This is a genomic window from Streptomyces sp. NPDC046308 (assembly GCF_055588065.1).
In genome coordinates this window covers 187,956-206,603 of sequence record NZ_JBVJFB010000001.1, presented here as the reverse complement: position 1 = coordinate 206,603, position 18,648 = coordinate 187,956, and the positions used below count along the sequence as shown (strand labels likewise).

Genomic DNA, 18,648 nt, shown 5'->3' with positions numbered 1-18,648 from the left:
CGGCTCGCTAGTCTCCCGGAATACCGCAGCTCAGGGGGGTCAGTTCCCCCCTGTCAGGGCTGCGCGGAACCGGACGCGACAGGCGGAGGGGCACGGGCTGATGGCATGGCTGGCGGCGGGCGAGGGGTACGAGATCGCCCTGGTGGAAGGACGGGTGGTGGCGAGGTCCGCCACCGGCCGGACGGCGGGACGGCAGTTGAAGACGCTGCCGAAGGCGCTGAAGGACCATCCCGAGGTGGACCGGCTGCGCCGGCTCACCGAATGGCTCGACCGGCACGAGGCCGCGTGCGTCGCACAGGTCGACGCCTGGATGGTGTCCTCGCTGCCCGTACCCACCGAACTGCTCGCGCGGGTCTGGCCGGACGAGGCCTGGCAGCACGCCCTGCGCGACATGGCCGTCGTCGGAGACGACCCGGACGAGGTGGGCTTCCTGCGCGACGCCACCGCCTCCGGTGAACTGAAGGTGGTCAACCTCGACGGCGAGACCGTACGCCTCTCCCCGCGCACGGTGACCCTGCCCCATCCGGTGCTGCTGCCGGACCTGGACGACGTACGGGAGTTCGCGGCCGAGCTGGGCATCGTGCAGCGGGTCGAGCAGATCCACCGCGCGACCTGGCACAAGCCGGACGGGCTCACCGCCACCGCCACCGAGGTGCGCGACTACGCGGGCGGGGTCTTCCCCACCCGCTTCAGCCTCGCCGCCCGCGCCACCGCCCTCGGTTACCGCGTCTCCGGCGGCTACGCCACCTGCAAGGTCCGGGACGCGGGCGCCGGCGCGGAGGCCGCGGTGTGGATCGGCGAGCCCTACTACGAGGACGAGATGACCACGGGCGCCCTGAGCTGGCACGACGAGGACGGCCGAAGGGTACCCCTGGCCACCGTCGGACCGGTGGCCTGGTCCGAGGGAATGCGGATGGCCGCGGCGCTGTACGCCGGGCGCAAGATCGAGGAGGGCGGGGACGCATGAGCACCAACCTGGGGGACACCGAGATGAACACGGCCGAACTGCTGCTCAAGGCGGGCGCCGTACTCCCGCACGACACCAAGGGCGCCGCCGGCCCCACCGCCGTCGAACTGACCGCCCGCTCCTACCGCCACCCCGGGCTCGGCGACGACCGCGTCGTCGTCCGCCTCTCACCCGCCGAACTCGGCCCGGCCGAGGACCTCGCCGCCGGCTTCCTGGGACTCGTACGCGACGAGGGCGAGCCCCCCGTCGTCGGCCTGAGCCGGCGCCAGGCGCTCGGCTTCCCCGAATGGGTCCTCGTGCACCACCCCGAGGACGGCCACCACGCCCTCGCCGTAGTCCCCGAACTGGACCGGATCGCCCGGCAGGCCAAGACCAAGCCCAAGGCCGCCCTCGACGCCTGCCAGGAACTCGCCGACCGGCTCGCGGCCTCCGTCCCGCACTTCCTGCCCGTATTCCACGAGCAGGCCGCCCGCGTCTTCCTCGCCGTCGAGAACACCACTTACGCCGCCCAGCTGTTCGGCCGGGCCCGCGCCGCCGAGGCCCAGTACGGGCTGGACATCGACGAGGACCGCCTCGACGCCGTCTTCCTCGAATTCGCCCTCGTCGGCGCCCTGCCGGTGAAGGTGCTCACCGGCTACGGCAAGGCCCTGGCCGCCCGCGTCACCCCCGCCGAGGCCCACGAGCGCTTCCGCCGCCTGTGCGTGCGCCGCACCGCCGGCGGGTTGGCCCCCTCCGCCCAGGCCGCCACCGAACTGCGCCGCCTCGCCCGCGCCGCAGGCCTGAGCGGAACCGAGGCCGAGCAGGACTACCTCGCCGAACTGCTGCCCCTGCCCGCCACCCTGCGCGCCGCGGCCGGCTGGTGGAAGGCCCACCGTGCCGCCCTCGTCGCGCTCGCCCAGCGCCGTCCCGAGGTACGCGGCACGCTCCTCGGCCTGACCCCGCCCGGCGGCGAGGAGCTCCCCACCCTGTGGCTGGACATCCTCGAGGAGTCCGGCGCCACCGCCGGACTCACCGGCGAGGAAGCGCCCGCCGAGCAGCGTTCCCCCGACGGCGCCGCCGGCTGGCTGGAGCGCTTCCACGCCGCCCGCCACAGCGGCTGGGGCGTGCGTCCCGCCCTCCCCGTCCTCCTCGACATCGTCGAGCGCTGCGCGGAGCAGCTGCGCACCGAACTCGCCCGGCCCGGCCGGGATACGGGCCTGCGCATCGGGGTCGAGGACGCCGACCTCCTCGACCTGCTGCTCGCCCTGGAGATCCCGGTCGCCGACCCCGAACCCGACACCGAGAACAAGCGGCACCGGCACGACCAGCTGAACCTGGCCGGCTGGGCCGCCGTCGACCAGCGCCGCGACCTGCGCGCCCTCGGCGCCGACCAGCGCTTCCACCCCGCCTTCCGCCGGGCGCTGAACGCCCTCGGCGCAGGTGAGGGCCCCGACGTCATCCGGCGCGTCGCCGAGTCGCCCGGCGGCCGCCCGCTGCTGACCGAGTGGACGCGCGAAGTCGCCCGCGCCTCGATCGCCGCAGGCCTGCCCGGAGTCCCCGACGCCATCCAGCGCCTGACCTGGCTGCCCACCGAAGCCCTCGAACTCGCCCCCGGGGAAGTGGCCGCCGCGGCCGCCGCCGACCTCGCCGAAACCCTCGCCCGCACGCTGCGCGGCGGCCTCTTCGAGGAGCTGGCCTGGCCCTCCTGGGAGCGCGCCCTCGCCGAACTGAGCCCCGGCAGGAACCACCGGGGCCTGACGGTCACCGAAGCCTGGCCGTACCTCATCGTCGCCAACGAGACCGAGGTCCGCGTCATCGACGCCGACTCCACCGTCCTCACCCACGACCTGCGCGTCCCCGCCGGGTCCAACTACCGGCACGCGTTCCACTACGTCGACGGCGACCTGCTGGTCTTCTGGTCCGCCTGGAGCACCAACAGCACGGAGGGCTACTGGCACTCCGATCCCCAGACCGTCTTCACCCTGGACACCGACCGCAACCACTGGTCCCTGCGCAGCGACCACATCTCCCTGCCGCTCCCCGGCGGCGGCCGCACCACCGGCGGCGGCGTCCTGCACCGCGGCGACACCAAGCTCCCCGACGAGCGGCCGCTGCTGTCCGACGGCACCTCCTACTGGGTGTGGCAGCGCCGCGACGAGAGGAACGAAGCCGGCTGGCTCGAGTACGACCCCACCGGCGCCGCCTACGGCCGGGCCTCCCTGCCCGCGTTCTTCGCCGACGCGCTGCGCACCCACCCGGAGAACGCCCGCCGCAGCGGTCACTCCAACTGGCTGCGCCCGGCGCCCACCGTGGCCGGCTCCGTGCTCGGCGCCCCCGCCGACGGCCTGCTCGGCTGGCGCACCGTGCGGATCCCCGGCCACGGCTGGCAGGGCGCCGACACCGGCGGCCGCAGCGTCACCGTGCCCGAGGGCCGCGACATGCCCCTCGCGGCGCTCGCCTTCCCCGGCGACGACCGGCCCCGCGCGCTCACGCAGCACTGGCAGGAACTGAGCATCACCGACCCCGACGGGGTCGTCACCGCCCGCTCCCGCGGCGACCGCCGCCGCTCCGACTTCGGCACCGGCAGCGTGGACCTCCCGCCGCTGTCGCACTGGTACGCCCTGCGCCCCCGCGACGCCGAAGGCTCGGCCGCGCTGCGCGCCGCCGACCGGGAGACCGTCGCCGCGCTGCTCAAGGCGGCCGCCGCAGCCGAGAAGGTCACCGACCTGCCCGCCCTGGTGAGCGCGGCCCTGCCGCAGGTCACCGCCCCCGAGCTGATCGGCGGCATCGTCGAGGTGCTGCGTTTCACCCTCACCCAGCAGAAGGCCCTGGACGAGGTCGCCGGCCGGCTCCACCCGGACGACACCCCCGCCGAGGAGCGCGAACACGGCCCGAGCGACGGGCTGCTGGGCGACGCGCTGAGCGGCCTCATCGGCTACGGCTACCGTCGCTGGGGCAGCGAGGAGGACGGCGCCCACCACACCCTGTGCCAACTCCGTGCCGCCTGCGCGCGCACCGACGAGGCCGAGGTGCCCGGCCGGCTCCACTTCGACGTGCCCCCGCTGCCGCACTACACCTTCTCCTGGACCCCGTTGCTCGACGAGCCCGCCGCCATCGCCTACCGCGCCACCACCGTGTCGGCCACCGACGAACAGCGGGCCGCCCTCGTCAGCCTGCTCGGCTCGGTCGACGCCCTCGGCCTGGCCTCGGCGGAGGGCTCCGCCGACCGCTGGCGCCGGGTCCTGATCCACCTCGACCGCCCCCACCTGACCGGTCCCGACGGCCTGGCCCGCGACCTCTACCACCGCGCCCTGCTGCCGCTCGGCGGCGGAGCGGTCCTCGCCCTCACCGAGCACGCCGAATCCGTGCCCCACGGCCACGAGTTCGGCGCCCTGCTGCACGACCCCACCGGCCGCTTCACCGTCCCCGGCCCCTACACCGTGCGCGGCCACGCCCCCCTCGGCGACCGCGCACGCGGCGCCGGCTGGCTGTCCGACTTCCTCGCCGCGCTCGGCGAGCACGGCCCGGCCCCCTTCCACCCGGAAGCCGCCGAGGAGTTCTCCCGACTCACCGGAGTCTCCGGCGCCCTCGCCCGCCTGGTGATCGCCGGACTGCCGCACATCGACACCTACGAGCGCAACTTCCTGCCCACGGACCTGCGCACCGCCCTCGGGGTCAAGGCCCCCGACGCGGCCCTCGCCCGCGACGAGCTCAAGAACCTCGACGTCGAGGTGCGCCGCGCCGTGGTCGCAGCCCTGCTGCCCGCCGACCCGGCGAAGCTGTGGAGCGAGGGGCCCGACGTGGCCGCCGCCGCCGAGGTGTGGAACCGGCGCGTGGGCCGTCGTACCCGCGTACCCGACTGGCTGGCCACCGAGGTCGCCCGCGCCGTCGGCCGGGGCTGGGCCTCCCACCGGGCCCTGGGCGCCCTGCTCGACCCGGCGGCTTCCCGCGAACTCTCCGTCGACGTGGCCTGGACGGTCAGCGGCGACCACGTGGTGCCCCGCGAGCCCGCCACCGGCCCCTTCACCGCGAGCGTCCTGACCGGCACGGTGGCCACGGCGACCTGGCTCGCGCACCGGCTGCCCGCGGGAGACCCCGTACGAGCGGCCCTGCCGCCCGCCCTGACCGCCGTACGGCAGCGGCTCGCCGGCCCCGAACTGCTCCTGGAGCTCGGGCACTACACCAGCCTGCCCGACTTCCGGAAGGCGGCCGGCACGCCGACCGAGACCGGCGAGGGCTACGAGCGCTACGGCGCGGTCGTCATGGCCACCCACGACGACCAGCCCAAGCCCGCACTGCGCCCCGCCCTGCTGGACTCCACCGGCTCCGACCCCTACCTGCCGGCGCTGCGGGGCGCCGACCAGCGGCCCTCCGCGGTCGAGACGGCGCTGCGGACCGTCCACGACCCGCGCTTCGCCGCGCTGCTCGCCGACCCGGGCGCCCCGGCGGCGGGCACCGTGGACGCCGACGGCACCTGGTGGCCGCAGGACCCGAGCCGCTCCGTCCCCGAGCTCGTCGAGGAGGTGTCCGCCGCGTACGGTCTGGGCGCCGACGCGGCCACCCTGTACCTCGCGCTGCTCGCCATGCCCGACCCCACCGACCGCAACACGGCGCGGTGGACGGGCTGGAAGCCGGCCCGCCTCAAGGCCGCCCGCGCCGAACTGGCCGCCACCGACCTCGTGGTGTCGGCCGGCCGTACCCGCGCCGGGCGCTCGTTGTTCCTGCCGGGCGGATGGGCCGAGATGGCCTCCCCGACGCTGCCGGTGGAGCAGTGGAAGCTGCCGATGTACGGCCTCGGCGCCGGCGAACGGCCGCTGCTGGGCGTGCTGGCCCCGGCCGAACCGGCCGCGGACCTCTACCGCCGGGCCTGGCAGCGGGTCCGGGAGGGCGACGTCCCGCGCTTCGAGGAGCTCAAGGTGAAGCGCACCCGCGGCCGCCGCCGCTGAACCACGGGCCCGTCCCGGCCCACTCGGCGCGGGGGACCCCCCCCACAAGGTGCCCCCCCCCCCCCCCCCCCCCCCCCCCCCCCCCCCTCTCTCCCCCCCCCCCCCCCCCCCCCCCCCCCCCCCCCCCCCCCCCCCCCCCCCCCCCCCCCCCCCCCCCCCCCCCCCCCCCCCCCCCCCCCCCCCCCCCCCCCCCCCCCCCGCCCCCCCCCCCCCCCCCCCCACCCGACACCGACACCCGACCCCGTTCTCGCTACCGCCCTCTTCCCCCATCCCTTCCGTCCCGGAGGACCCCGATGACCGTCACCGCACCATCCGTCCCCGCCGCCCGGCAGGTCCTGCCCGCCGAGGAGCGGTACGCCGCCGAACTCGACTTCCTCGCCGCCCAGGACCCCGGCCCCCGCCCGCCCGGCTGGGCCCTGACCCCGCGCGCCGTCGTCACCTTCGTCTGCGGCAGCGACGGCGCCGAGCTGGCCCTGCCGAAGCGCCGCGCCGGGCTCCCCGCCAAGCTGGCCATCGCCCCCAAGTTCGTCGGCGAACGGGCCCTGGTGGAGCGCTGCGTCGTCACCCTCGCCGGAGAGCGCGGCCTGCTCCTCACCGGCGAGCCCGGCACCGCCAAGTCGATGCTGTCCGAGCTGCTGGCCGCCGCCGTCAGCGGCACCAGCGCCCTCACCGTCCAGGGCACGGCCGGTACGACCGAGGACGCCTTCCGCTACGGCTGGAACTACGCACTGCTGCTCGCGCAGGGACCGAGTTCCGGAGCCCTGGTCGACTCCCCGGTGCTCTCCGCCATGCGCACCGGACGCGTGGTCCGCGTCGAGGAGATCACCCGCTGTCTGCCCGAGGTGCAGGACGCGCTGGTGTCGATCCTGTCCGACCGGCGGATCAGCGTGCCCGAACTGACCGCCACCGAGGACGCCGTCGTCTCCGCGGCCCCCGGCTTCACCGTCATCGCCACCGCCAACCTGCGGGACCGCGGCGTCTCCGAGATGTCCGCCGCCCTCAAGCGGCGCTTCAACTTCGAGACCGTCGCACCGATCGCCGACGCGGACGCCGAGGCCACGCTGATCCGCCGCCAGGCGGTCGCCGCCGTCGAGCGCGCCGGCGCGGCCTTCGGCGTCGACGACGCCGTCCTCGACGCGCTCGTCACCGTCTTCCGCGACCTGCGCTCCGGACGCTCCGCCGAGGGCTGGGACGTGGAGCGCCCCGGTACGGTCATGTCCACCGCCGAAGCCGTGCAGGTGGCCGCCTCGCTCGGGGTCGCGGCCGCGTACCTGCCGGGCGGGGACGTGCTGGACCTGCTGCCGGGACACCTGCTGGGCGTGGTCCGCAAGGACGACCCGGCCGACCACGGCCGTCTCCTCGGCTACTGGGACGGCCCGGTGCGCCGCCGCGCCGAGGACGGCTCGGCGATGTGGCGCCGCCTCTGGGACCTGCGCGGGAGCCTGCGTTGACGCACACCGACCCGCGCGCGGACCCGCGCGCCGCGGTGGAAGCCCTCGCCGCGACCCGCGAGCCGTACCTCATCGGGGTGCGCCACCACAGCCCGGCGCTGGCCGCGGTGGTGCCGGAGCTGCTGGACGCCTCGGGCGCGGACGTGGTCTGCGTCGAGCTCCCGGCGGACTTCCAGCCGTGGCTGGCGCACCTGGCCGACCCGGAGACCGTCGCCCCGGTCGCCCTCGCGGGCACCGACGGCGAAGGCCGCCTGGCGTTCTACCCGTTCGCCGACTTCTCCCCGGAACTGGCCGCCATCCGCTGGGCCCGCCGCACCGGCGCCACCGTCCTGTGCTGCGACCTGCCCCTCCCGTCCCCCGGGTGGACGGCCGAGCCCGCGGAGCCGGCCCCGGCCGGTCCGACCGGCCCGGACCGCGACCCGGCGGGCGGGGCGGGTCCGGTCCCGGGCCGGGCGCAGCCCGTCGGCGCGGGCCCGTCCCCCGCAGGCCCCGACCCGACTCGGCCCGCAGGGCCGGTCCCCGGTCAGCCCGACCGAGCGGGCGCGGAGCAGACCCCCGCGGAGCCGGGCTTCCACCCCGATGCGGGGGCGCCGAGGCGGAGGACCTTCGCGGACGCGCTCACCGCCGCCGGTACCGGCCGTGACGGCGACGACCTGTGGGACCGCGCCGTCGAGGTGCTCGCACCGGGCTGCACCCCGGAAGCCGTCCGCCGCGCCGCCCTCGGCGTCGGCTGGGCGCTGCGCGCCGACTCCACCCCACCGGCCAGGGACCTGGCCCGCGAGTCCCACATGCGCTCCGTCATCGCCGGCGCCACCGCCGCGGGCCACCGCGTGGCCGCCGTGATCGGCGCCTACCACGCCCCCGCCCTCCCGGGCACGGACACCTCCACCGCCCCGACCGCCGCCGGCGCGGTGGCCGGCACGGGCGCTGCCGCTGCGGGGACCGGTGCTGCCGGAGCGGACCCCTCCCGCGGGGGTGCGGATCCGACGGCCGTGCCGACCGCTACCGGCCGGGCCGTCCTCGGCGCGGGCGCCGGAACTGACCCGGCCGGTGCGGACGGTGCCCGCCAGGATGCGGCCGGGGGGACCGGGCCCGCCGTGGTGGACCCGTCGCGTACGGGCGCGGGTGCCGGGGCCGAGCCCGTGGACGCCGCCCCGGCGTGCCTGGGCGCGGGCGCCGGGCCCGGCGGTGTCCTTCCGCAGGCGCCCGCCCAGGAGCCCGGTGGGCCGGTGCCGGCGCCCCGGGCCGGGGCGTCCGGTGGGCCGGCGCCAGCAACGGACCGGGCCGTCACCTCGTTCGTGCCGTACTCCTTCGATCTGCTCGACTCCCGCTCCGGATACCCCGCCGGGATCCGGGATCCGCTCTGGCAGCAGGCCGTCCTGGAAGCCGGCGGCGACCCCGGCCGGGTGCGGGACGCGGCCTCCGTCGCCCTCACCCGGCTCTGCCGGGAACTGCGCCGCGCCGGGCACACCGCCGGCACCGGCGAGGCCGCCGAGACCCTGCGGCTCGCTTGCGACCTCGCCGTCCTGCGCGGGCTCCCCGCGCCCGGCCGCGGCGAGCTCCTCGAAGCCGTCACCACCGTGCTCGGCCAGGGCGAACCGCTCGGCCGCGGCCGGGCGCTGGCCCGCGCCCTCGAGGCCGTGCTCGTCGGCACCGCCCGCGGACGGATCACCCCGCACGCCCCCCGCTCCGGCCTCGGCCCCTCCGTCGAGGCCGAGCTGACGGAACTGCGCCTGCCCGGCCCCGACGAGCCCGCCTCCCGCGAGGTCCGCCTCGACCCGTTGCGCTCCGCCCTGGACGGCCGCCGCGAGATCCTGCTGCAACGGCTCCTCGTGTGCGGCGCCTCCTACGGGGAGCCCCTCACCGTGGCCGCCACCGGCGACGGCACCGCCCTCGGCACCAAATGGCGGCTGTCCTGGACGCCTTCCGTCCCCGCCCGCCTCGATCTCGCCGGAGTCCGCGGCGTCACCGCCGCCCAGGCCGCCGCCGGAACCCTGCGCGACACCGCCCGCCGGGCCGCCGCCGACGGCGGGCCGACCCCGGCGCAGATCCTCGCCGGGCTGGCCGCCGCCGCGCGCTGCGATCTGCCCGAGCTGGTCGACGTACGCCTCCACGAGGCGGCCACCACCCTGCCGCAGACGGCGACCCTGCCCGAACTCCTGGACGCCCTCGACCTCCTGGAGGCCCTCCACCGCGGCCACCTCCCCGGCACCTCGGACGGGTCCCGCGCCACCGCCGCCGCCCTCACCGCGGACCTCCTCGAAGCGGCCGTACGGTCGCTGCCCGGCCTCGCCGGCAGCGACGACCCCGCCGACGCGGCCGCCCTCGTGGCCCTCGCCGACCGCGCCGCCGCCCACCACCTCGGCCTGCGCACCGACGAGGCCCTCGCCGACCTCGCGGCCTCCGCGTCCCCGCTGATGCAGGGCGCGGCCCTGGCCGTACGGGTCCTCCTCGACCTCGACCCGGCCGCCGGGCTCGGCGACCGCGCCGCCGGGTGGATCGACGCCGCGGGCACCGCCGACAGCCGGCGCGCCCTGACCCGCCGGCTCGCCGGCCTCCTCACCGCCGCGGGCCCCTTGCTGGGGTCCTCCCCGGCCGCCCTCACCCCGCTCCTCGCCCGCGTCGAGCGCCTCGCCGACCAGGACTTCCTGGACCGCCTCCCCGCACTGCGCGGCGGCTTCGACGCCCTCGCGCCCGCGGCCCGAGACCGGCTGCTCGACACCGTCACCGAGCGGCTCGGCGACCGGATCGACCTCGCGCTCGACGCGTCGCCGGCCCTGCTCGCCCTCTGGGCCGCCGCCGACGCCGCCGGGCTCGCCGCGCTCAAGGCCCTCCCGCTGCCCGCGGCGGAGGAGCCCGCCCCGGACCCGGGCGTTGCCGACGCCCCGCCCGCCAGAACCCACGAGGCCGGGGAACACCGGCTGGCCCCCGCCGACCGCTGGCGGCTGCTGCTCGGCCGCGAGCGCGACCGCCTCCCCGCCGGCGCCCGCCGCTACGCCCACGCACTGGACGAGCTGTACGGCGCCGGACGCGGCGAAGGCGCGTCCGACCTCGACTCCGGCCAAGGAGGCGGCCAGGGCGGCGGCCGGGAGGCCTCCTTCCCCACGGCCCGAGAGTGGTCGCAGGAGCTGGAGGCGCTGTTCGGTGCGGACGTACGGGAGGAGGTGCTCGCCGGCGCCGCCGAGGCGGGCCGCACCGACGTGCTCGCCCAGCTCGACCCGGCGGCCGTACGGCCCTCCGTGGAACTGCTGAGCTCCGTACTGTCCCTGGCCGGCGGGCTCCCGGAAGCCCAACTGGCCCGCCTGCGACCCCTCGTCAGACGGCTGGTCGACGAGCTCGCCAAGGAGCTGGCCACCCGCCTGCGCCCGGCGCTCTCCGGCCTCGCCACCCCGCGCCCCACCCGCCGCCCCGGCGGCAGGCTCGATCTGGCCCGGACCCTGCGCGCCAACCTCGCGCACACCCGGCGACGGGCCGACGGCACGGTCGTCGTCGTACCCGAGCGGCCCGTCTTCAGCACCCGGGCGAACCGCGAGGCCGACTGGCGGCTGATCCTCGTCGTCGACGTCTCCGGCTCGATGGAGGCCTCCGTCATCTGGTCGGCCCTGACCGCGGCCGTGCTGGGCGGCGTACCGACCCTGTCCACCCACTTCCTCGCCTTCTCCACCCAGGTCGTGGACTTCACCGACCGTGTCGACGATCCGCTCTCGCTGCTGCTGGAGGTCCGCGTCGGCGGCGGTACGCACATCGCCGCCGGTCTCGCGCACGCCCGCACCCTGATCACCGTCCCGAGCCGCACCCTCGTCGTCGTGGTCAGCGACTTCGAGGAGGGAGCCCCCATCGGCGGGCTCCTCGGGGAGGTCCGCGCGCTGGCCGCCTCCGGCGCCCACCTGATGGGCTGCGCCGCGCTCGACGACGGGGGAACGCCCCGGTACTCGGTCCCGGTCGCCCGGCAACTCGTCGCGGCCGGGATGCCCGTGGCAGCCCTCAGCCCCCTCGCCCTCGCCCGCTGGGTGGGCGACCGCCTCCGTGGAGAGTCCCGTTGAGCACCGAACTGCCGCCCGTCGCACCCGAGGTGCTGGCCGAAGCGGTCGAGAACCTCACCGCCCGCCTGCGCAAGAAGCTGGACGCCGCCACCGAGGGCTGCGCGGCGGGCGCCGCCCCGCAGGCGGACGGAAGTGTCACCGTCCGTTTCGGCGAGGACGCCGTCGTCACCCTGCGCCCCGGCCCTTCGGGCACGGTCACCGAGGCCGGACAGGCCACGTGCAGCTGCCTGTTGGCGCCCAGGTGCCTGCACCGGGCCGCCGCACTGGGCGCGGCCCCGCTCGCGGACGCGGCCCCGCCGCCACCGCCGGCGGAGCGGCCCGAGCCGGAAGCCCCGGCGCAGTCCGTCCCCGCCGAGCCCACCGGGCCGGCGCCGGTCCTCACCGAGGCCCAGCTCGGCGCCGCGGCCGCGCTCTGGCACGCCGCCGCCGAGGCCCTCGCCGCAGGAGTCACCGCCGGCGGCGCCGTGGTCCAGGCCGAACTGCTGCGCGCCGCCCACACCGCCCGCCTCGCCGGGCTGCCGCGCGCCGAGGCCGCCGCCCTGCGCGTCGTACGCGGCCTGCGAGCCGCCCGGGAACGCCGGGCCACACAGCGGCTCGGCGCCCTCACCGGCGCCTTCCGCGAGCTCCTGCACACCGCCGGCGTGCTGGCCTCCGGAGCGGCCGACCCCGCGCTGACCGGCACCGCCCGCCGCGCCTACGCGCCCGGCGGCAGCCTCCAAGTGCACGGCCTGTGCCGGGAACCGGTGCTCTCCGCCACCGGATACGGCGGAGTCGTCACCCACCTGCTGGCACCCGACGGCGCCCGCTACTCGGTGTCCGACGTACGCCCCGGCGGCCTGGCCCGTGCCCGCGGCGCCGGATCCGCCTCCGTCGCGCTCGGCGGCGCGGTCCTCGACCACGCCGGTCTGGCCCGCGGCGGCCTGCGCATCGTCGGCGCGACGGTGTCGGCGGAGGGCCGGCTCGGCGCCGGACGGGGCGTCAGGGCGACCCCGCTGCCCGGCACGCCCTGGACCGAGCAGCCCGCCGCGCGGCTCTTCGCCCGCCCGGCCGCCGAGGCCGTCGCCGAGCTGCTGGCCGATCCGGAGGGAGCCGAGTCCGCGCTCCTCGGCTGCGACGTCACCGTCGTCGGCGCGGCCGGCGAACACCTCCTCGTCCGCGAGGCACGCCCGGACGCGCCGCTGCTGCGGCTGCTGCCCGCCCACCCCCACTCCGAGCTGCCGCACACGGCGAACCTGCGCCGGATCGCCGGGTTCCCCGGACTGCGGCTGCGCGTCCTGGGCCGCCCCGACCTGGACCGCGCCGCCACGTTGCGCCCCCTCGCCGTCGGCCCGGTGCCCGACGCGCCGTACACCCTGCGGCTGCCCGAGGAATGGCTGGGCCGCGCCGACCTCGGCTACGACCGCCTCCAGGGCATCCACTTCCCGCCGCGGGCCGACGCCCCCGGGCCCGTACCGGCGGCCGAAGGGCCGGACCCGCTGGCCGACTCCCCGCTGTGGCGGGTACGCCGCCTCCTGGAGACCGGGGTCGCGGGCGGCCGCCGAGCCGTCGCCGAAGCGGCCCGCGGTACGGCGCCCCTCGCTTCGTTCGGCCCGCTGCGCCGGGCCGGGCTCACCGCGGCCGCGGAGCTGGCCGCGGCCCTCGCCGCCGAGGCCGACCGCCGCCCCCGCAACGCCTTCGGCCGCCTCACCGACCCCTCGCCCGACGGCTACGCCTGGGCCTGGCTGGCCGCCGCCACCCACCTGGCGGCGGCGGAACGCTCCCTGGTCGCCGCGTCCTGGGCGGCTACTCCGGACGGAGCCATGCCCACAGCACACTGAAGTCGTGGTCGCCCAGCCCGCGGCCGGGCTCCACGCGGTGCAGCAGCGCCCGGCCGCGTGCGCACGTCGGGGAGTCCTTCGTCCTCGCCCGGCTCGGGGGATCAGGTGAGCGCGGGGTGGAACCGGGACCGTCCGGATCACCTCTTGATGGCCAAAGGGGGAGGGGGATGGTCATGACGATCGCAGTGAGGTCCGTGACGGGACGCGTGGTGGTGGCGGGGCTCCTGTGTGCCGTGCTGGTGGGGTGCGGGACCACCAGGGCGGGGCAGGCGGCGCCGCCCGCCGGCGTCCCCACGCTCGCGCCGGCCGATTGCGGCCCCGCCGGTCCGCCGACCGACGAGGACACGGGTGCTCCCGCGGGTCCGCCGACCGACGAGGACACGGGTGCCCCCGCCGGTCCGCCGACCGACGAGGACACGAGTGCTCCTGCGGGTCCGCCGACCGACGAGGACACGGGTGCTCCTGCGGGTCCGCCGACCGACGAGGACACGGGTGCTCCTGCGGGTCCGCCCACGGACGAGGACACGGGCGCTCCGGCCGGTCCGCCGACCGACCAGGAGAGCGGCGGATACGCGGGCCCGCCCACCGACGGCGAGATGGGCAACGGCGGCGGTCCCTGCGGCCCGGCCGACTGGTTCGACATGACCCGGGACTTCAACGCGTACTACGACAAGCGCCGCACCGACCAGGACAGCGACATCCGCCTCACGGAAACCCGCGTCCGCAAGGTCAGCTCGGTCGGCGAGGCGCGCATCACCTTCACCACCCGCCAGGTGGGCAAGGGCGCCGCCGAGGACGCCCGCCGCATCGCCGACGTCTTCACCGCATGGCGGCGCCAGGTCTACGGCGACACCGGCACCCTCACCCTCCGCGCCCACGACTACGACGTCATCACCCAGACGTGGTGACCCCCGGCCACCGCGCGTCCCAGAGCGCGCAGTGGTGTGCCGCCCGCGCGTCCACCGTACGGATCCCGCCCGCGCCCGGCGCCAGGGACAGCACGGCCGCCGCCGACCGGTGGCGCGGCCATTCCGGGGCCCCCGGCGCCGCCGGAACGCCCGTGCGGGCGAATGCGGTCCAGTAACCGGTCATCCGGTCCGCGAGCCGCCGCTGCGGGTCGCTCAGCGGAGCCATCGTGAACAGGTAGGGCAGTTCGAAACCGTGGGCCGCGCCGAACGGCAGCCCCGGCGCCTCCGGCAGGCCGGTGAAATGGGGCGCCCCGCGGTCGCTGAACCGGTACTCGTACGTCGGCACGTGCCGGGCCAGCGCCGAGCCGTCCCGCAACGCCGGGCAGACGAACGACGCGTCCGTCAGCACGGTGGCCCACGCGACGGCCGGAGACGGGTGGGCCGTCACCGGATAGCGGGCCTCCACGGCGTCGGCGGCCGCGGCACCGAAGGACTGCTCCAGCCGGGCCCGGTACGCGGCCTGGTCGCGGATCGGGTACACGGCGAGGGTTTGCGCGAGGAAGAGGCGCGCCTCGTCCTGCGTGACGCCCTGCATCACCGGCACCCGGTGGAACCGCCCCGCCTCCAGCGCCCGCCGGGGCTCCAGCGGCAGCGTGTCGTTGCCGTAGGAGACCAGGGAGAAGCGCTGCATCAGGTCGGCTGTCGCGAGGGCGCCGGTGTCCAGGCGGCGCAGGCAGTCCAGGACGCCGGCGGGCCGGCCGCAGCCGAGTCGGGCCGCCGCGGCGACGCCCTCCTCGACCGTGCGCCGCTCGGGCACGAAGGGCTCGTACCTGCCGAGGCCGGGCAGCAGCGCCCGGGGAGGCACCGTGGTCGAGCACGACCCGCTCTGCACGATCGCCCGGTGGAAGAGTCCCGCGGAAGCCGGGGAGGTGAGGTGCGCGCAGACGCCGAGCGCCCCCGCCGACTCCCCGAAGACGGTGACGGCGCGCGGGTCCGCGCCGAAGCGCTCCGCGTTCGCCCGTACCCAGCGCAGCGCCGCCCGCTGGTCCGCCAGGGCGAAGTCGGGGGCCCCGCCGAGCTCCGGATGGGCGAACAGGCCGAAGACGCCCAGCCGGTAGTTGACGGTCACCACCACGGCCCCGCCCCGCCCGGCCAGCCGGTCGGGGTGGTAGGTGTCGCCCGCGCCGCTGAAGAAGCCGCCGCCGTGGAACCAGACCATGACGGGCCGGAGCCGGCCGCCGGCATCCCGGCCGCCCGCCGGGGCGGTGACGTTCAGGTACAGGCAGTCCTCGGAGCCGACCGGCCCGCCCGGCTCGAGCACGGGCAGCTGCACACAGCGCGCGCCGGGCGCCCCGGCATCGCGCACGCCCTCCCAGGCGGGGGCCGGCTCGGGCAGCCGCCAGCGCCGGGCGCCGGTCGGCGGAGCGGCGAAGGGGATGCCCTCGAAGGTGTCGTACGCGCCGTGCGCCCGGCCGCGTACGGCCCCCCGGTCGGTGCTCACGACGGGTTCCGGGTCGCGGGCGGGCCGCTCCGGCGGGGCCGCGGCGCCCAGGAGGAGCAACACCACCGGCAGCAGCAGCGCCCACCGGCGCCGGACCTGGCGAATGTCGGGCACGCCGACGACCTTTCCCCGTGCGACCCGGAGGGGCCGGCGAGCCGGCGCGGAGACCCCCGTTTGCCCGCCCCGAATGGCGCAGTGAGCAGAACTGGCACTCAATGTAACAAAGCGTGCGCTTCCCATGACGCACGATGACCGGCGCGCGATGTGTAGACCCGCGCGTCGGCGAACGGAGCTTTCCATGAATGACCCCATCACCCTCGCGACGACGCCCCACGAAGACCGCCGCGGGGCCCCCGACTCCACCGCACCGGACGCACCGGAGGCACCGGAGGCACCGGACGCACCGGACGCACCGGACGCGCACACGCAGCGCATGCGGACCCTGCTGGACGCGGCGGCCACCTGCCGTCCCCTGGAGGAGGTCACCGCCCTGGTGAGCCTCCTCAAGGAGGGCGACGGCCGGCTGCCCGACGCCGGGCGCGACGCGCTGCGCACGGCCGCCGTGACCCGGCCCGTGGAGGACGTACAACGGATGGTCGCCCTCCTGGGCGAGTCGCCGCACGAAGTCGTCGAAGCGGACATCACGCTGCGCGCCGCCGCCGTCGGACGGTCCATCGAGGACGTGGCCCTGCTGGTCACCATCCTCGGGAAGGACGAGGCCGGCGCGGCGGACCGGCAGCGCCGGGCCGGGCCCTCCGAGCAGGACGACGAGGAGCGCCTCCACGAGCCCGAAGAGGAGCCCTACGACGAGCGGTTGGAGGAGCCGTACGAGCTGCCGTACACGGAGCTGTACGACGCGCCGTACCAGGACCGGCAGCAGGCCCGGCAGCGGGAGCGGCACCCGGTTCGGCAGCAGGACCCGCGCCGGCGCGCCGCGCCCGTCGCCGCACCGGCCGGCGCCCCGGCCCTGCGGCACGTGCTGCGCTGGCCCGTGGCGCTCGCCCTGCTGGTCAGCGGCGCCCTGCACCTGCCGAACGACCTGACGGCCCTGCCGTCCGCGGCCCCCGCCGACTTCCTGCCCCTCCTCGTCGCGGTGCTCTGCCTGGGAGTCGGCGCACTCGTGGCGCTCCGGGACACCCCCGGAGTGTGGCGGGCCGGCGCGGTCACGGGCACCGGCGTGGTGGCCCTGCACGTCCTCGGCGGATCGGCCGGCTTCGACCCGCTGGCCGGCGCCGTGGGCTCCACCCTGGCCTGGGCGGGCGTCGCCGTCGTGCTGTGCGCGGCGGCCGGCGCGGTCCTCGCCGGACTGGCCCTGAGGAACCGTCAGGAAAATTCGGCCTGACCTGCGGCCCTGCGCCCGACCGGCACCCCGCGCCCCGTGCGCGGGGTGCCGTGTCATGCGTGCGGCGTCGTGCGTGCCGTGTCATGCGAGCAGGTTCACCGCCCCTGTGAACACGCGCGGGAGCCGGGCGGCCAACGGGACGATCCGCGGGGCCAGCCGCGGCTGGTGACGGGCCCACAGCAGGGAGGCGGTGAGGGCGCGGTAGCCGCGCGACAGGTCCCGCCAGGCCTGCTCATACGCCTGCGGCCGGCCCTCCCGCACACAGCGCACCAGTTCGCCCGCCGCCGTCACGGCCAGGGTGAGGCCCTCGCCGGTCAGTGCGTCGACGTACCCCGCCGCGTCCCCCACGAACAGTACGCGCCCGGCCACCCGTACGCGGGCCCCCTGGCGCAGCGGCCCGGCCCCGCGCACCGGCGTACCGGCCGCGGCCGCGCCCAGCCGCTCCGCCAGCAGCGGGAAGCGGGCGAGCTGTACGTCGAACGGCGCCTGTTCGGTGGTCAGTACGGCCACGCCGACCCGGTCGGGTCCCAGCGGGGTGACGTAGGCCTCGCACCGCGCCGACCAGTGCACCTCGACGAGGTCGCTCCACGGAGCGACCTGGTAGTGGCGGCGCAGCCCGTAGCGGGCCGGCCTGCGCGGCGCGGCCGGCGCCGAGAGGCCGAGCCCCCGCCGGACGGGGGAGTGCAGGCCGTCGGCGGCCACGAGGTAGCGGGCGGTGAGGCCGGCCGCGCTGATGCGGTCGACGTCCTGGCACACCTGGTCGACGCGCTGCCGGATCACCCGTACGCCGAGCTGCGCGGCCCGTTCGGCCAGTGCGGCCTGCAGCACCGTCCGCCGGGCACCGAGGCCCGGGCCGGACCGGAAGCGACCCTCCGCCTGCCGGCCGTTCACGCCGTCGAGGTACCGGATGCCGTGGAACGGCTGCCCGGCCACAGGAACGCCCAGCTCCAGCAGCCGGCGCACGCCGCCCGGCATCAGGCCCTCGCCGCAGGCCTTGTCGATGGGCGTGGGCCGCGGCTCCACGACCACCACCTCCAGGCCGGCCAGGGCGCCGTGGATGGCGGTGGCCAGCCCGGCCGGACCACCGCCCGCGATCAGCAGGTCGATCACGGCCTGGCGCCCGCGGACGGGACGGAGGCGGGAGCGCGCAGCCGGCCGCCGTCGGTCAGGGCGGCGTCCTCACAGCCGATCCGGACGCGCAGCAGGAGCAGGTTGAGCACGGTGAAGCCGAGCGCGGTCAGCCAGGCCGAGTGCACGAGCGGGAGCGCGATCCCCTCGGCGACCACCGCCACGTAGTTGGGATGGCGCAGCAGCCGGTACGGCCCCCGCTCCACCAGCGGCAGACCGGGGACGACGACCACCCGGGTGTTCCAGCGCCGCCCGAGGGTGGCGATGCACCACCAGCGCAGGCCCTGCGCGGCCACGACGACGGCGAGGGCCGACCAGCCGAGCAGCGGGACGAACGGCCGGCCGGCCGCCCAGGGTTCCACCACGCAGCCCACCAGCAGCGCGGTGTGCAGGGCGACCATGGCCGGGTAATGGCCGCGGCCGTACTCGCGTCCGCCCCGGGCCAGGCTCCAGGCGGTGTGGCGGCGGGCCGTGATCAGCTCGGCGAGGCGTTCGGCGACGACGAGGCCGACGAGCAGCAGGTAGGGGCCGAGGGAGGAAGGGAGAGAGGGCAAGGAGCTCATGAG

At 77.2% G+C, this 18,648-nt stretch carries 10 protein-coding genes; 7 read left to right on the top strand and 3 right to left on the bottom strand.

All coding sequences use genetic code 11. From position 1 onward, the window contains the following. Positions 1-100 precede the first annotated feature (100 nt). The 6 genes from ACZ6JT_RS00920 (at position 101) to ACZ6JT_RS00895 (ending at position 14,111) form a co-directional block, all read left to right on the top strand. Complete coding sequence (locus ACZ6JT_RS00920) at positions 101-967, top strand: DUF4132 domain-containing protein (protein WP_469205822.1); 867 nt, start codon at positions 101-103, stop codon at positions 965-967. Further along, positions 964-5,892: a DNA-binding protein gene (locus ACZ6JT_RS00915; RefSeq protein WP_469205819.1), complete on the top strand. Its 4,929-nt coding sequence runs from the start codon at positions 964-966 to the stop codon at positions 5,890-5,892. The genes ACZ6JT_RS00920 and ACZ6JT_RS00915 overlap by 4 nt, the downstream gene beginning before the upstream one ends. A 293-nt stretch (positions 5,893-6,185) precedes the next feature. Then, a complete protein-coding gene (locus tag ACZ6JT_RS00910) occupies positions 6,186-7,343 on the top strand; it encodes an ATP-binding protein (protein ID WP_362814119.1) in 1,158 nt (385 codons plus the stop codon). After that, positions 7,340-11,386, top strand: a complete 4,047-nt coding sequence (locus ACZ6JT_RS00905) for a DUF5682 family protein (protein WP_469205817.1) — start codon at positions 7,340-7,342, stop codon at positions 11,384-11,386. The genes ACZ6JT_RS00910 and ACZ6JT_RS00905 overlap by 4 nt, the downstream gene beginning before the upstream one ends. After that, positions 11,383-13,203, top strand: a complete 1,821-nt coding sequence (locus ACZ6JT_RS00900; RefSeq protein ID WP_469205815.1) for a hypothetical protein — start codon at positions 11,383-11,385, stop codon at positions 13,201-13,203. The genes ACZ6JT_RS00905 and ACZ6JT_RS00900 overlap by 4 nt, the downstream gene beginning before the upstream one ends. 173 nt (positions 13,204-13,376) lie before the next feature. Continuing rightward, positions 13,377-14,111: a hypothetical protein gene (locus ACZ6JT_RS00895; protein WP_469205813.1), complete on the top strand. Its 735-nt coding sequence runs from the start codon at positions 13,377-13,379 to the stop codon at positions 14,109-14,111. On the opposite strand, the gene ACZ6JT_RS00890 is transcribed toward ACZ6JT_RS00895, so the two are convergent. Next, on the bottom strand, positions 14,095-15,726 hold the full coding sequence (locus ACZ6JT_RS00890; protein WP_469205811.1) for a carboxylesterase/lipase family protein: 1,632 nt from the start codon (positions 15,724-15,726) through the stop codon (positions 14,095-14,097). The genes ACZ6JT_RS00895 and ACZ6JT_RS00890 overlap by 17 nt on opposite strands. Positions 15,727-15,910: 184 nt before the next feature. On the opposite strand from ACZ6JT_RS00890, the gene ACZ6JT_RS00885 reads away from it, so the two are divergent. Next, positions 15,911-16,954 carry a hypothetical protein gene (locus ACZ6JT_RS00885; RefSeq protein WP_469205809.1) on the top strand — a complete coding sequence of 348 codons (1,044 nt, stop codon included), beginning with the start codon at positions 15,911-15,913 and terminating at the stop codon, positions 16,952-16,954. Between the two features lie 81 nt (positions 16,955-17,035). On the opposite strand, the gene ACZ6JT_RS00880 is transcribed toward ACZ6JT_RS00885, so the two are convergent. Together ACZ6JT_RS00880 and ACZ6JT_RS00875 are read right to left on the bottom strand one after the other, a co-directional pair. Beyond that, positions 17,036-18,064 (bottom strand): NAD(P)/FAD-dependent oxidoreductase, encoded by a 1,029-nt coding sequence (locus ACZ6JT_RS00880; protein WP_469205807.1) that lies wholly within the window; start codon positions 18,062-18,064, stop codon positions 17,036-17,038. Then, the gene (locus ACZ6JT_RS00875) at positions 18,061-18,636 is read right to left on the bottom strand and encodes an isoprenylcysteine carboxyl methyltransferase family protein (protein WP_469205805.1); all 576 of its coding nucleotides are present in this window, start codon (positions 18,634-18,636) and stop codon (positions 18,061-18,063) included. The genes ACZ6JT_RS00880 and ACZ6JT_RS00875 overlap by 4 nt, the downstream gene beginning before the upstream one ends. Positions 18,637-18,648: the final 12 nt, after the last annotated feature.